Below are 14,565 nucleotides of genomic sequence, written 5' to 3'. Positions count from 1 at the left end.
ACCCTGCTTACACAAGTCTAGCTTAAATACACCAAGCCTTTTAAACTCATTATCCCCTAGCTCCCTGTATTCGATCAATCTAGCTTCGCAACCCATAGACCTTAATACATATGCGTAGTCCTCCACCCAATCCCTCACACCACAAGTTAAGCAGAAAGAACCCTCGAACTCGATCACGACTATTCCTTCTTCTTCACTAATACTTACAAGGCGGGCAGTGGCCTCGGGAGACCTGGTTTTATTATATGCTTCAAGGGCGGAAAAAACTACTTCATGGAGTAACCGGTTTTTCTCCAAGGATCTTACCCAGATATCTTTATTTCCTTGTAGTTCTCCCATAAGCCATGGAGGTTACAGTACTCGACAGCGATTAGTTTACCCGGCTTCTGGATCTTCAAGTATACCTCCACGACGGGCTCGCTATATACTGGTGTGAACTCATACCTACCTATTAGGATGGGGTTGAATGCCCGGCCCTCCTCCTCAAAGTATAATTCTATCCATCTAATAGAGTGTTCCACAGTGTTTGGATGGGGTCCAACACTAACTTTTACCTTGAATACCTCGCCAGGTTTCACCGAGTCAGGGGCCTCTATCCTGGGTGTGTGGCTTTCCACCTTGCTCAATGCCTCTCCCTTGGCTGATGAGGGCGTGTATATGAGATCTTTTAATCCAGCCATATTATCCACCCTAACTAATAAATTAAAATATGGATTTTTAAAGTTTAATAATGCGAGCCATGTATTTCAAGTAACTATACTCCATGATAACCCGTGGGACAACTGGGATTACCAGCCAGGAGACAAATCAATTATTTAATTTACCCTTACAATATCTAATGTGTTGATACTGCTTACAGGTGGCATAAATGAGTGATGACCGAGAGATCTTAGAGCTGTTAAGGAAGCTCCTTTCAAAACCCGAGAGAAAGATAGAGGGCCGGGTAGGGTTAGAGGTAGAGTCCATTGGGCCGGAGTCGCCTCATGGAGTATATGTATTCGATCATTCAAGCGGTAAATGGATCCTGAAACAAATAGAGGGAGACTATTTTAAGCCATGGGAGGATGGATTATATATAATATACTTCGATAACGCCAAGTGTCCGGCTTGCAGAGGTTATGATGCATACTGGTATCCCTTCGTCAAGCTCTTCGGCTCTGCATTCAAGAATTCGCACTATGTCGTCATACTCTGCGACTGGTTTACAAGGGAGTGCGATTCAAGCATTGCTAGGGGTAGCTTCGAACACTACGGTATCCATGCATCACCGACAACCCTACTATTATATGTGGAGAATAATGGGGTTAAAGCAACCAGGAGACTTGAGGGCTCTAAGAGAATAGATGAACTAGTCAATGAGGTATCAAACTTCATCGAGAGCGTTAAGGGTAGTCAAGTAAGTGGAAGTGGTTGATGTGGCCCACAATGGGATCCCCGATGTCCACAGTGAGAAATCCCCCTTCGAGTTGGATGTGGATAATGTTGGCTTAAGAGGGCTTCGTGGACCCGTTATGAAGATTAGGGAATACATGGTTATCCCGGTATTCAAGGTGTCGGTTAGCCTACCGGCATCATTGAGGGGGGCTCATTTATCGCGTTTATACAAGGCTTATACAGGGGTTGTGAAACCAGGTGCCGAGCTAACAATGGATTTACTGAGGCAGCTAGCCATAAGGTTGCTCGAGGTAAACGAGTATGCTGTGAGAGCTATGGTTTCAGTTAAGGGGAGGCTCTATCATGCGGTGGATCGGGGAGGTGTGCCGGAGTACTCTAGCAACGGCTTTATATACGCTGGCGTGAGGTATGAGCATGGAGGCAATATGGGTGAATACTCTGGTGGAGGCATTTACGGGTTAACCACCTGTCCATGTGCAGGAGCGGTCTCTAGGCATATATATGGAGAACCCTACACCCACATGCAGAAGGTAAGGATTAATGCATATATTAAGTCCAGTAAAACCCTTATCGAGCCCATAGAGGTCTTCGAGAAGCTTAATACAGTTGTCTACACGCCACGTAACTACCTTAAGAGGATTGAGGAGGCTGAATTCGTTAAGATGATATATGAGAAGCCATTGTTCACAGAGGATATCGCCAGGCTTGTAGCGGTTAAGCTAGCCGAGCTAGCGGCTAACCGTGGAATCAGTGGGTCCAATGGAATATTATATGTGAGTGTAAGGTCCTATGAAACCATACATGAGTATATTGTTGAATCAATAGTTAGAACCAGGTTAACCGATATCGCCGGCTTTAAAATAATTAATAAGACTTAAATAGGGTGGTTAATTGAGCTGGGTAATAGATCCCTCTGAGTGGAAACCGTTATATAATTACATAAAGTCCAGGCTAAACCTTTCATTCGATAGGGATCAGGAATCCACTGATTTATTGAGTAGGCTTCTAGAAAACCGTGATAATATAATCGAGTATGATGAGTTGAAAGAAGCCTACAAAGGTAGAAATCGTGCACTTATTTTCGGATGCAGTCATAGCCTTGTGAGAGACCTGGGGAAGGCTGTTGAAACCAGCGTACTTAGAGATGCCCTGCTTATAGCTGCTGATGGATCAACCTCTCTCCTTCTATCACATGGTATCCGCCCGGATATCGTTGTCACCGATCTAGATGGATACATATATGACCTAGCCAGGGCTTCGCATCAAGGCTCTATAACCGTGATACATGCTCATGGGGATAACATACATAGGATAAACAGGTTTATCGGAGAGTTTAAGGGCCCGTTAATCGGCTCTACACAGGTGGAGCCACGGCCACACGTGTACAACTTCGGGGGATTCACCGATGGTGATAGAGCAGCCTTCATAGCTTACGCTATAGGTATTAGAGAGATATATCTAGCAGGCTTCGACCTCTATGGAGAGCCCTCTATATGTCCAGGTAAAATCGTCCCGTTTAATAAGAGGTTGAAAAAAGCGAAGCTTGAAGTAGCCTCATACATGCTCAAGTACTTAACGGGTAAAGGGGTTTCCTTTAAGTATATTGGGGAGAGAGTTGACTAGCGATCCAGCTGCAAAGTATTTCTCAGGTAAAACCACGTCGAGAGATAGAGCAGTATTCGAGGCAGGCATCGCTATAGGGATGATCGTGCACCAGTTCACAGGTATACCTGTGAAGAGGCCGGAGGATATAGAGTTAATAGGGAAGGTCATCGAGAACGCTGTAAAAGCACAGCCTTTCAGGGAGGATGCTAAGATAGAGATAAGGATGGAGGATCTAAGCGGTAGCCCCGGGAACCCATATAGCTACACCACCCTGAAGACGAGGCACATAGATGCCAGGATAGTGGTTAGATACAACAATGTAAGAGTTGTAGCCAGGCTTAGATATATTCCCGAACTAGACTTTAACCTGGCATATATAGAGGATATTGAAGAGCTTTGAGGATGCCGCTTCATGCCAGGGAAGAATATTGCATGGGGCATAACAGGTGCCGGTGCCTTCTTGAAGGAGAGCATTAACGCTATTTCGAAGATCATGGATAACGGTGTAGGCGTCACAGCATATGTTTCACGCGCCGGTAGAAGTGTGCTAGCGATGTATGGGTACCTAGATCAATTAACAGGTATTCTTCAAGGCCCTTATCCTATCGGCGTGGTCTTCGAGGAAGAAGATGATGCCGGGTATCCGTCTACTGGTAGAATATATAGGGGCGTATATAACTTGGTGGTTGTCTCGCCAGCCTCCATGAACACTGTCTCGAAAATAGTTAACGGGATAGCAGACTCACTGGTATCCAACCTGGTAATGCATGCGGTTAAGAATAATATCCCGGTCTTAATCATGCCTGTAGATCTCTACGAGTCTAAGAGCGTGATACCCCTTGTAATAGATAGGGATAAATGCTCCATGTGCAGCAAGTGTATTGCAGCTGAGAACTGTCCAACGGGTGCTCTACGACCTGACCCTCGGCACAAGGTCAGGGTTAGCCCTGCAAGGTGTACAAGGTGTTTCATATGTCGAAAAATATGCCCCTATAACGCTATCCACTTCGATGTAGAAGTTGTGGTTAAACCACATCCATTCTACGTGGGCATCATTAAGAGACTTAACGATATAAAGGGCGTGGAAATAATAGATCACCCTGATAGGGTCTTAGAATACATCTAGGTGAATTAATTGAGGATAGCATTAGTGACTGGTAGGCTAGCAGGGGAGGCTATTAGGAAAATAGCATCGGGGATCAACGTTTCCGGGATCGAGTTAGTGGTCGTGGAATTACCAATACCTGTAGCAGCCATGATGAGTGATACTTATCTCGAGAAGGAGTTGCCTAGGCACATGGATGTACTTGGAAACGTGGACCTGGTTATAGTCCCGGGATACACTAGTGGTGACCTCACAAGGATATCAGAACTTATTGGTAAACCAGTTGTAAAGGGGGTGAAGTACATGTATGACATCCCATTAATGATTAAAGCCATCTCCAATGGCATTGAACTCTCACCCAGGACGCCAGCAGATGATGTGGTAAGGCTCTACAGGGCTGAGAGAGATAAAGAGGTTCTCAGGGGTCTCAGAGAAAAGGCTAGTACACAATACTATTTCACCATAGGGGATAGATACAAAATCTACGTGAGCCCCGTCTATCCTATTATCATCCACGAGGTATACACGGGGCATGATGCATACACGCTTGACGACATCGTCAAGAAATCCGAGAAAGCTTTACTCGATGGAGCCGACATAGTTGTAGTCGGGTTTCCCCATAACACACCAGTAGACATCATTGAAGAGGTGGTTTCAGAAGTAAAGAAGAGGCTTGGAAGACCCATTGGCGTGGATGTGGGGGATGTCAACGCACTATTGAAAGCTGCTGAGGCCGGAGCAGATGTATTAATGAGTCTCAGTTACTCTAAGATAAGGATGCTCGATAATGCATCATCCATTAGCGATAAAGGCGTTGTCTTGATACCAGATCACAGCATCCACGGGGAAGACAAGCTTAGCAGTCTTGTAGAGGCATATAAGCTGGCTGTGGAGGAAGGGCTCTCAAAGATAATAGTGGATCCCATCCTAGACCCCCCGCTTAGCGGGCTTGCATCCTCTCTAGAGAGATACAGGGCGGCAAGACGGTTGTTCCCTCATACCCCATTATTAATGGGTGTTGGAAACGTTACCGAGCTAATAGACGCTGACAGCGTTGGCGTAAACGCTATCCTAGCATCGATAGGTGTTGAAATCGGGGTTGAAGCTTATTTGACAACTGAGGCCAGTGTGAAGACGCGTGGCTCCACCAGGGAGCTTAGAAGAGCCCTCGACATGTGCCTTATAGCGCGTAACGAGTCCAGGCCTCCAAAGGATTTATCCATGAACCTTTTGTTACTGAAGGATAAGCGGAGGAAGTCTGTTTATACCAGGCAGCGTGGCATAATCTTGCATGCTAGGGAAAGAAGGAGCTCGGGGATCGATCCAAAAGGCGTGTTTAAGATATATGTGGATCATGATGCTGGAAACATCATCGTCGAGCACTACAGGCTCGGAGAATTAGAGCCCGACTACACTATCATCGGGAATGATCCATACGCTATACTTTCAGAGATAACTGGGAGACAGCTTGCTTCAAAGCCCGAGCACTATTTCTACTTGGGCTACGAGTTAAGTAAGGCATATGTAGCGTTGAAAACCGGGAAAGAATATGTTCAAGAAGAGGATTTATTCGGGGATGCTTAAAAATATAGGTTTCAACACCCCATATAGCAGTCTTAGAGGTGCTTTCATTAATGGAGGATAAAATAATTACAACCCTCCACGGGGCCGGCGGAATCGAGTCATGGGATATAATAGAGAAGCTGATACGTGGGCGTGTACCCAGAGACCTCTGGAGCACACCAGGGGGAGCAGGTCTAGACGTACTCGACGACGGCTCATACCTTAGGATCGGTGAGTCATATATAGTGTTCGCTAGCGATGCATATACTGTGAAACCATTGTTCTTTCCAGGTGGAAATATAGGTGAACTCGTTGCTTCAGGAGTATTAAACGACCTGGTAATGATGGGGGCTCGACCAGTAGCATTCATGGATAACATAGTTGTTGAAGAGGGTTTCGCTATAAGGGAGTTGGAAGACATAGTGGACTCTATGGTTAGAACGCTCGTTGAAAACAATGTCGCATTGATTGGCGGGGACTTCAAAGTCATGCCAAGGGGAAGTGTTGATGGAGTAGTTATCTCGGGCTTCGCCATAGGGGTCTCTAACAAACCACCCGTGGTTGATTCTATAAAGCCTGGCGATAAAATAATAGTTACAAACTATATTGCGGAGCATGGCTCAACAATATTAGCTGCCCAGCTGGACATGCTTAACGATGCACCCGGGCTTAAAAGCGATGCAAGGCCTCTTGTTAAAACCGTTTTACCAGTAATCGAGGAGTACCGTGACTACATAAACGCGGCTAGGGATCCCACTAGAGGAGGACTCGCCGCGATACTGAATGAGTGGTCTCGTTCCAGTGGCTTCACAATAATTATTGACAAAGGGAAGATACCTGTTAGAAGAGAGGTGGCGGAGTTCCTTGAGATGCTTGGGGTAGATCCTCTTACACTGGCATCGGAGGGTGTCGCAGTGTTAAGCGTTAGAAGCGGGGCAGCGGATAAAGTAGTTGAGGCCCTCCGTAGAAACGGTGAGAACCCATATATCATAGGGGAAGTCGTCGAGCCTAAATCAAGGGAGTTGAGGGGTCGGGTGGTTGCTTTAACAGAGGTTGGGGGTTTAACGATTATTCCCCCTCAAGCATATAATTTGCCGAGGATATGTTAGGTGGAGTACTATGTGTTTAGGCGTCCCAGGCGAGGTCGTAGGTATTGAGGATAATAATGAGCTGAAGACTTTGAAGGTGAGGATTGGTGGTGTGATCCGCGAGGTCATATCGGCACTGGATAAAGTGGAGGTAGGCGACTATGTCATCGTCCACGCTGGTGTAGCCATAAGCAAGATCAGCAGAGAGGAGGCGGAGGAAACACTCAGGCTCCTTGCGGAGATCAGTGGCGTCTAGAACACCGTGAAACCGGGGTCTTGGATGAAAGCGTTCAGGATAGTGGTTACAGGGCTGGTGCAAGGAGTTGGCTTCAGGCCATTCATAGATAGGGTTGTTAGGCAGATGAAGCTGAATGGCTATGTGAGGAATGTCGGCGGGAGCGAGGTCGAGGTATGGATTGAGGGCGATGAAGAATACTTATATGAGTTTCTAGCTGCCTTGTTATACGAGAAGCCGCCTCCAGCATTGATCGATGAGGTTGTTTTCGAGGAGGAGATCCCAGTAGGTTACACGGGGTTTACGATTCTGAAGAGTAGTGAAGCAAGGATTCTTAGGTCGAATATACCGCCCGATCTTGCTGTATGCAGACACTGCCTCGAAGAAGTACTAGACCCCTTGAACAGGAGGTACATGTATCCCTTTAACTCGTGCGCCTGGTGCGGCCCCAGGTTCTCGATGATGCATAGGTCGCCGTATGACAGGGAGAATACAAGTATGTCCAAGTACATACTCTGTGAGGAATGCACAAGGGAATACAATGACCCAGAGAATATAAGGAGGCACCATGCCCAGGGAATAAGTTGCCCTAGGGACGGCCCCAAGCTCGCTCTCTACGATAAGGATTTCACCCCTATTAATACACGGGACCCTATTAAAGAGGCGGCTCAATTAATTGATGAAGGATATATAGTGGCTGTTAAAGGCATAGGAGGGTATCATATAGCATCGCTCGCTACAGATGACGAGGTGGTTCATAGATTAAGGACTAGGAAAAAGAGGCCTAGGAAACCGTTTGCAGTAATGGGGCTCAACACAAGCATTCTAGAACTACTTGTCTACATGGATGAGAGGGATAGGGAGATACTTGAGTCGCCGAGGGCGCCAATACTGCTTCTGCCTAAACGTGAGGATTCACCGGTGTCAAGGCTTGTCTCACCTGGTTTAAGCCATGAAGGAGTCTTCATAGCTTACACGCCCCTACACTTTCTACTGTTGATGAACACCAGGGATAAATTCCTTATAATGACCAGTGGTAATGTATCGGGAGAACCCATGTGCCGTGACGAGGAATGCGCTAAAAACAAGTTGGCCAGTATAGTGGACTATTTCCTCGTGCATGACCGTGATATCGTGAATAGGGTTGATGACAGTGTTATACGTAGAACAGGCGGCGAATATGTTTTACTTAGAAGATCTAGGGGTTATGCCCCCTCATGGATCAAGGTACCTGTTGAACTACAGCGGGAAGTAATAGCTTTCGGTGGGGATCTTAACAATGTTGGTGGAATAGGCTTTGAAGACAAGGTTGTTTTAACACAGTATATTGGGGATCTTGAGAGCTATAATGCACAGGTCGATCTAGTAAACGCTATAGAATACCTGGTGAGAAACTATGGAGTTGACTCAGAGAGGGTTGTCATAGCTGTTGATAAACATCCTTCATACCACTCTAGAAGGCTTGGGATAGAGTATTCCAGGAGGCATGGTACCGGAGTAATCGAGATCCAACATCACTATGCACACGTCTTTGGCGCAGCCGTCGATAGAGGTTTAAGCGGGGTGGTTGCTGGACTGGCAATAGATGGTGTTGGATGGGGCGATGATTCAACGATATGGGGTGGGGAGGTATTCGTGTTCGATATGGATAAACCCGGTGTATATAAGAGGGTTGCATCCATAGATTACATTCCATTAACCAGTGATAGAGACACCGTTAAACCATTCAGGCTCCTCTATGGATACCTCGCTAAAAAAGGATGGGATATAGGGGAAATAGACAGGGTTCTAGGGCTAAGGGATGACAACCGTATATTGGAGGGGCACCTGGTATACAACATGGTGAAGCGGGGCAGGTACACCCCGGCTTCCAGTACCGGGCGTCTCATCGATATAGTGGCCTCTATAATAGACCCCGGCATTGAGAGGAGCTTTGAAGGGGAGCCAGCTATAAGGCTTGAAGCCATGGCATTCAATGGCGTACCAAGACTACTGGAGGGCGTTAGGTTCCCAATAGATGGCAACCTGGTGAGGCTGGATGTATACGGCATTATATCCAGGATCCTTGAGGAAAGGAGCTCTATGAAACCATGTGACCTAGCTGCATCCTTCCTATATAGCATTGGCTACTATTATGGGGAGCTTATAGCAGCATCTATTAAGGGTTTCAGTGTCTCCAACATAGTTGTCTCTGGTGGGGCATCTGTAAACGAGTATATTTACAGGGGTCTACGTGAGAGGCTTGCCTCTGAGGGCTTGGAGCCTTTACTGCCATTAAATATCCCGCCTAATGATGAGGGAATAGCCTTTGGGCAGGTGATCGTAGCTGGTTTAATTAGGTAAACCTATCGCTTGATTTATTTATCCCATCAATGAATCACTAGACCATGGTGAGGGTGCTTACGCCTTGGATGATGAGGCTGTAGAGGGGAAAACTGTTAGAAGAGATTACAAGGTAATCAGGTATAGTCCATGGCTAGTGCACTTCAACACTGGTGCCTGTAATGGATGTGATATAGAGGTCTTAGCAGCGATCACCCCATTATACGACCCGGAGAGATTCGGCGTGAAGCTCACGCCTAGCATAAGGCATGGAGACATACTAGTGGTGACGGGAGCTGTAACCAAGAAAGCAGCTGAGAGACTTAAGAGGCTATATGATCAAATGCCCTGCCCTAAATTCGTTATCGCTGTAGGGGCTTGTGCCTGTACTGGCGGCGTGTTTTCCAAGTCGTATCCTGTCCTAGCCGGTGCTGATAAGGCTGTCCCTGTTTCAATGTATATCCCGGGATGCCCTCCACGCCCGGAGGCCATTCTAGATGGTATTGTGAAGCTCCTTAAGAAGCTTGAGAGTGGCGAGAGCGGTGATGGCTGTGGAGGGAAAGCTTAGCTTCATGGATAAATATGTGGTTGAGAAGGGCTTTGTTAAACCAAACAGGAGACTCTTCACTATTAGATCGGAGCATGTGAGACAAGTGTTTACAGAGTTTATTGAGAAGCTGGGAAGGGAGAACTTCTATCTCTCAACCATAGTCGGCACCGATATGAAGGATGAGGGGAGGATACGGCTGGACTACTATGTTGTACTACTTCCTGAGGAGGAGACTATTGTTATAAGAACCTACCTACCCCGCGATAACCCTGTGGTTGACTCCATAATAGACTTACTACCGGGGGCTCTCTCAGGTGAATGCGAAACATATGATCTTCTCGGAGTGATTTTCAAGGGTAATTCATTCTTGAAGCACGGCTTCTTCATCCCGCAGGATTTAGTTGAACAGGGCAAGTACCCCCTGAGAAAAGATAGCGGGGTGTAGACATATGGCTATAACAAAGATAATCGAGGTCCCGTTCACACTAGAGATCCCTGTAGGACCCCAGCACCCTGCCCTCCATGAGCCCTTATTATTGAAGGCTTATGCAGATGGGGAGGAAATAGTAAAGGTAGATATTAATACGGGATATAATCACAGAGGTATTGAGAAGCTCTGCGAGAAAAACAGCTTCTACCGCGACATATTCATTGTGGGAAGGGTCTGCGGTATATGTAATGCAGTACATGCAAACGTCTATGTGAGGGCGCTTGAAGCAATATTAGATGTAACACCTAATAATAGGGCTAAATACCTAAGAGTCCTGGCAATGGAGCTAGAGCGTATACACAGCCACATGCTGATAAATGCCGTGATGGCTGAAAACATAGGCTTCGAAGCACTATTCATGAACATAATGCTAGACCGTGAAAAAGTAATGAAGGCCAAGGAGATCGTGACAGGTGCTAGAGTTATGGCGGACTACATGATGGTTGGCGGCGTTAGAAGAGACATAGATGACGTCAAGAGGGATAAACTGAGAAAGCTTATCTCAGAGCTGAGGCCAAGGGTTGAGTACTATAGGAAGGTATTCGAGGAAGACGAAACACTCTTGAAGAGACTAATCGATGTAGGCAGGCTTAAACCAGTGGATGTCACAAGCCACGGGTTGCTTGGCCCCGTTGCAAGGGCTTCTGGTGTAAAGATAGATACAAGAGCCAGTGACAAGTATGATGCATACAATGAGATCCCATTCAACGTTGTAACCAGGAATGAAGGGGATTCATGGGCTAGAATGATGGTTAGATGGGATGAGGTCCTTGAAGCCATAAACATGGTGGAGTACATCCTGGAGAAACTGCCCAGCGACGGTAATCCAGTACCGGATGAGAAGAAGTTGCCGAGGAAATTCCCCCCTGGAGAGGCATACACAAGGGTTGAGGCTCAAAGAGGTGAGCTGACATACTATGTCATGAGTGATGGTAAGGGTATGAATCCCTACAGGGTTAAGATAAGGACTCCCAGCTTTAATAATATAATAAACACGGGGTTCATGTATATTGGCCACACAATACCTGATCTCCCTGTAATACTTACATCTCTGGACCCATGTATTTCATGTATGGAGAGAGTTACTGTTGTGGACTTAGAGAAGAATATTGTGTACAAGGTTTCCTTGAAAGAGCTGGGCGGTGGTGGGAAATGGGAAAGCCGAAGATACTCGATCTAGTATTAAAGAACCTGGCTAGTAAGCCAGCCACCATACAGTATCCCAGGGAACCGACCCCTGTGGAGCCCGATTACAGGGGGAGGCATTACGCGGATCTAGGTAAATGCACTGGTTGCTCTCTCTGTTCTATTGAGTGCCCCGCTGACGCAATAAAGATGACACCTATACCCAGCGGGTATGATGTACCGAAGAGCAATCCCAGGAAGATATATCCATTAATAGACTATGGTAAGTGTGTTTACTGTTATCGTTGTATAACCGTGTGCCCATTTAATGCTTATGTCTCCACAAACGAGTACAGGCTTGCAGATACCACTATGCATAATTCATCCGAGTTAAGTCTTTCCACGCTTAAGAAGGGTGGTCCTGGATGATCATCGATATGGTTGTACCTGTAATAATACTCGTATACACTATATCAATAATACTCGTCTTCATAAGGGCTGTAAAGGGACCCACAATAGGGGACCAAGTACTAGCCATCGATACCATGACCTATGCCGTAGTCACATTAATGATTATAGTGGCTATCTACCTGAAAGAAGCCATACTAGTTGTCACAGCCATACCATTAGCACTATGGATTTACGCGCTTGACATCTATATTGCTAAATACCTTGAGAAAAAGAGCGAGATAGGTGGTTGAGTATGACTCTCGTGGAAATCATCCTCGAATACATAGGCTTAGCACTACTATGCCTAGGGGCTATTGCTTCACTCATAGGTGCTATAGGTATGCATAGACTCAGGAATTTTTATCTCAGGCTTCACGCAGCCACAGTTATAACAATATGGGGTGGTGTGTATCCGATTGTAGGTGCATCGATACTAGCCATGGTAATGCCCGAGCTGGGTGTATACAGGTGGTTTATGGCTGGAGCCGGGTTTGTAACAGCGTTCATAATCCTCATACTTGCTCCAGCCGGCTCTCATGCACTGGCACGTGCCGTGCATAGATCTAGGACTGCACTGGTTGAGCCCTGTGTTTATGACGCGATAGATAGTGAGATGTGCGTGAAAAAGGAGGTGTCTGCGCAATGATAAGCGCGGAATTAACCGTATACTTATTGATAACTATATCTAGTGTGGCATCGACTATAGCTGTATATTTTGCAATCATGGAGAAGGATCTTGTGAAAGCAGTGATCTACAGTGCTATCCAGAGTACTTTCTACGCTATTCTCTTTTACCTGCTAATGGCTCCTGACATAGTCTTGGTATACCTACCTGTCTCGGTTGGATTGATCCCTGGCGTACTACTCATATTGATTGGTAAAACCGAGAGAGGTGAGAAAGAGTGAGAAGGAGTATTCTACACCTAACTATAATTCTAACGCTGCTTCTAGGGTTAAGCCTATTAGCCAGCATATCATGGCAGTGGCTTGTCCCTGGCGAGTGGTTTAAGTGTCCCTTGCAGGGTATGTGGTGTCTTCCAGTATTCTACTTGGCTACAACGTATAACCCGGAGTTACCCAACTACACTGTGAATTCACCGGAGGCTGTTACAGCAATAGTGTGGGACTACCGTGGCCTGGATACGTTATTTGAGACATCGGTGTTCTACCTAGCACTGATAGCAGGAATCGCGTTAGCCAGGGGTGCATCATATAAGCTGCCAACTGGTGGAGAGCTCGGTCTCTCCAAGATAGTTAAAACTGTTTCGAGGCTAACACTTCCAATGATTATAACTGTTGGAGCTTCCATTGGGCTACATGGTCATTTAACGCCTGGTGGAGGCTTCCAGGGTGGAGCCACAGCAGCTGTTGCATTCATGGTTGCCATCGTAGTGTTCTCCATAGTGTTCCTTGTGGAGCACGGTGTCAGCAAGGATAGAATGCTTGTATTAAGGAGTATTGGTTTAACCGGTATAGGTTTAACGGCTGTAACGTTATTCTTCGCTGGATTAGTTCTCGGTAAGAACACGTATGTATTCCAGAACATGGCTAAACCATTTGCAGAATTAAGCTTCCCCTGGGAGGTGAATGGCGCACTAATAAGTGGGACACTGTGGTTTTTCAACTTATTTGAGTTCCTAGCCGTGACAGCCGGGTTTACAATAGCATTCATGCTTCTAGCAATGAGTGATGCAGGGTCTGAGGAGGGGGTTAGGCATGAGTGAGTTTATTGTAAACTACTTGTTCTCGCTTACCTTGTTCTCATTAATATTTAACTTTGTATTATCCATATACGGCTTATTCTTTAAGCCTCATTATATTAAGAAGGTGATCGCATTAACCATATTCTCTGATACGATCAACGTCTTCGCGATATACGTTGGATACAGGAGATGGGTCAACGGAGTTAACCCACGTCCACCAGTACTGATTAAGCCGCCTACCCCTGGAGCTATTTCAGAGTTCATTAATAGTGCTGTAGACCCGTTACCACAGGCGCTTGTGCTGACGGCTGTGGTGATAGGGCTTGCTGTCACTTTGTTCCTTATATTTCTGGGTTACCAGTTATACAAGCACTATCATACTCTCGACATGAGAGAGATAAGGAGGCTTAGAGGGTGATCATGATGAAGAGGCTCGGCAAGGCAGTAGTAGTATTCATGCTTTCATTCATTACATATATAGTGTTCTCAGGGAGTATACAGCCATATGATTTAATAACAGGTGCCGTAGTGGCGGGTATCGTAGGGGTATTATTCGCAAATATAACCCTGGCTAATCCCGGTAAAGTAATTAATCCCGCTAGATGGTTCTGGCTAATGGTCTACGCGCTAAGATACTTCACTATAGATGAGACAAAGGCTCATCTAGATGTAATAAAGAGGATACTTCATCCAAGAACCCCCGTTAACCCGGCTATAGTTAAGGTTCCATACGAGGTTGACTCAGACTACGCTATAACCGCCATAGCCAACTCGATAACCAATACCCCGGGCACGGTTGTTGTAGAGGTGAGGGAAGATGAGAAAGCATTCTATGTTCACTGGATTGATGCTAAAACCGTGGAACCCAGCGGGGCCAGGAATGAGATATCTTTTGTTTTCGAAAAGTATTCCCGTAAAATATTCGAGTAAGGGG

The 14,565-nt window shown here is 46.1% G+C and carries 21 protein-coding genes; 19 read left to right on the top strand and 2 right to left on the bottom strand.

Annotated features, from left to right (window positions below; translation table 11 throughout):
- Together QXV08_RS05085 and QXV08_RS05080 are read right to left on the bottom strand one after the other, a co-directional pair.
- The coding region (locus tag QXV08_RS05085) for a hypothetical protein (RefSeq protein ID WP_342821424.1) at positions 1–297 on the bottom strand (297 nt) is incomplete at its 3' end.
- A 5-nt stretch (positions 298–302) separates the two neighbouring features.
- Positions 303–680, bottom strand: coding sequence for a class II SORL domain-containing protein (locus tag QXV08_RS05080; protein ID WP_342785119.1), 378 nt, complete (start codon positions 678–680; stop codon positions 303–305).
- Between the two features lie 188 nt (positions 681–868).
- Between QXV08_RS05080 and QXV08_RS05075 the strand changes: the two genes are divergently transcribed.
- The 19 genes from QXV08_RS05075 (at position 869) to QXV08_RS04985 (ending at position 14,561) form a co-directional block, all read left to right on the top strand.
- Complete coding sequence (locus QXV08_RS05075; RefSeq protein ID WP_342785121.1) at positions 869–1,414, top strand: hypothetical protein; 546 nt, start codon at positions 869–871, stop codon at positions 1,412–1,414.
- A complete protein-coding gene (locus tag QXV08_RS05070) occupies positions 1,401–2,273 on the top strand; it encodes a GTP cyclohydrolase, FolE2/MptA family (RefSeq protein WP_342785123.1) in 873 nt (290 codons plus the stop codon). Before QXV08_RS05075 ends, QXV08_RS05070 begins: the two co-directional genes overlap by 14 nt.
- A gap of 115 nt (positions 2,274–2,388) precedes the next feature.
- Positions 2,389–3,018 (top strand): 6-hydroxymethylpterin diphosphokinase MptE-like protein, encoded by a 630-nt coding sequence (locus QXV08_RS05065; protein WP_342821423.1) that lies wholly within the window; start codon positions 2,389–2,391, stop codon positions 3,016–3,018.
- Positions 3,011–3,400, top strand: coding sequence for a dihydroneopterin aldolase family protein (locus QXV08_RS05060; RefSeq protein ID WP_342785127.1), 390 nt, complete (start codon positions 3,011–3,013; stop codon positions 3,398–3,400). The genes QXV08_RS05065 and QXV08_RS05060 overlap by 8 nt, the downstream gene beginning before the upstream one ends.
- Positions 3,401–3,412: 12 nt before the next feature.
- Positions 3,413–4,126, top strand: a complete 714-nt coding sequence (locus QXV08_RS05055; RefSeq protein ID WP_342821422.1) for a flavoprotein — start codon at positions 3,413–3,415, stop codon at positions 4,124–4,126.
- A gap of 9 nt (positions 4,127–4,135) precedes the next feature.
- On the top strand, positions 4,136–5,689 hold the full coding sequence (locus tag QXV08_RS05050; RefSeq protein ID WP_342785131.1) for a dihydropteroate synthase-like protein: 1,554 nt from the start codon (positions 4,136–4,138) through the stop codon (positions 5,687–5,689).
- Between the two features lie 50 nt (positions 5,690–5,739).
- A complete protein-coding gene (gene hypE / locus QXV08_RS05045; protein WP_342785133.1) occupies positions 5,740–6,777 on the top strand; it encodes a hydrogenase expression/formation protein HypE in 1,038 nt (345 codons plus the stop codon).
- Positions 6,778–6,787: 10 nt separating this feature from the next.
- Positions 6,788–7,012, top strand: a complete 225-nt coding sequence (locus QXV08_RS05040) for a HypC/HybG/HupF family hydrogenase formation chaperone (protein WP_342785135.1) — start codon at positions 6,788–6,790, stop codon at positions 7,010–7,012.
- A gap of 24 nt (positions 7,013–7,036) precedes the next feature.
- A complete protein-coding gene (hypF, locus tag QXV08_RS05035) occupies positions 7,037–9,334 on the top strand; it encodes a carbamoyltransferase HypF (RefSeq protein WP_342785137.1) in 2,298 nt (765 codons plus the stop codon).
- 64 nt (positions 9,335–9,398) lie between these two features.
- Positions 9,399–9,881, top strand: coding sequence for an NADH-quinone oxidoreductase subunit B family protein (locus QXV08_RS05030; RefSeq protein ID WP_342785139.1), 483 nt, complete (start codon positions 9,399–9,401; stop codon positions 9,879–9,881).
- Positions 9,859–10,308: an NADH-quinone oxidoreductase subunit C gene (locus QXV08_RS05025; protein ID WP_342785141.1), complete on the top strand. Its 450-nt coding sequence runs from the start codon at positions 9,859–9,861 to the stop codon at positions 10,306–10,308. Before QXV08_RS05030 ends, QXV08_RS05025 begins: the two co-directional genes overlap by 23 nt.
- A gap of 4 nt (positions 10,309–10,312) precedes the next feature.
- Positions 10,313–11,533, top strand: coding sequence for a nickel-dependent hydrogenase large subunit (locus QXV08_RS05020; RefSeq protein WP_342785143.1), 1,221 nt, complete (start codon positions 10,313–10,315; stop codon positions 11,531–11,533).
- Positions 11,506–11,907 (top strand): 4Fe-4S binding protein, encoded by a 402-nt coding sequence (locus QXV08_RS05015; RefSeq protein ID WP_342785145.1) that lies wholly within the window; start codon positions 11,506–11,508, stop codon positions 11,905–11,907. Before QXV08_RS05020 ends, QXV08_RS05015 begins: the two co-directional genes overlap by 28 nt.
- Positions 11,904–12,179, top strand: coding sequence for a monovalent cation/H+ antiporter complex subunit F (locus QXV08_RS05010; protein WP_342785147.1), 276 nt, complete (start codon positions 11,904–11,906; stop codon positions 12,177–12,179). Before QXV08_RS05015 ends, QXV08_RS05010 begins: the two co-directional genes overlap by 4 nt.
- Before the next feature lie 2 nt (positions 12,180–12,181).
- Positions 12,182–12,574 carry a monovalent cation/H(+) antiporter subunit G gene (mnhG, locus tag QXV08_RS05005; protein ID WP_342785149.1) on the top strand — a complete coding sequence of 131 codons (393 nt, stop codon included), beginning with the start codon at positions 12,182–12,184 and terminating at the stop codon, positions 12,572–12,574.
- Complete coding sequence (locus tag QXV08_RS05000) at positions 12,571–12,834, top strand: hydrogenase subunit MbhD domain-containing protein (RefSeq protein ID WP_342785151.1); 264 nt, start codon at positions 12,571–12,573, stop codon at positions 12,832–12,834. Before mnhG ends, QXV08_RS05000 begins: the two co-directional genes overlap by 4 nt.
- Positions 12,831–13,652 (top strand): Na(+)/H(+) antiporter subunit B, encoded by an 822-nt coding sequence (locus QXV08_RS04995; protein WP_342785153.1) that lies wholly within the window; start codon positions 12,831–12,833, stop codon positions 13,650–13,652. Before QXV08_RS05000 ends, QXV08_RS04995 begins: the two co-directional genes overlap by 4 nt.
- On the top strand, positions 13,645–14,049 hold the full coding sequence (locus QXV08_RS04990) for a sodium:proton antiporter (protein WP_342785155.1): 405 nt from the start codon (positions 13,645–13,647) through the stop codon (positions 14,047–14,049). The genes QXV08_RS04995 and QXV08_RS04990 overlap by 8 nt, the downstream gene beginning before the upstream one ends.
- Positions 14,046–14,561 carry a Na+/H+ antiporter subunit E gene (locus QXV08_RS04985; protein ID WP_342785157.1) on the top strand — a complete coding sequence of 172 codons (516 nt, stop codon included), beginning with the start codon at positions 14,046–14,048 and terminating at the stop codon, positions 14,559–14,561. Before QXV08_RS04990 ends, QXV08_RS04985 begins: the two co-directional genes overlap by 4 nt.
- The last annotated feature ends 4 nt before the right edge of the window (positions 14,562–14,565 follow it).

The sequence above is a fragment of the Desulfurococcus sp. genome (genome assembly GCF_038881575.1).
Classification (GTDB): domain Archaea; phylum Thermoproteota; class Thermoprotei_A; order Sulfolobales; family Desulfurococcaceae; genus Desulfurococcus.
Note: the sequence above shows the minus strand (reverse complement) of the source record. Positions and strands in the feature narration are given on the sequence as shown.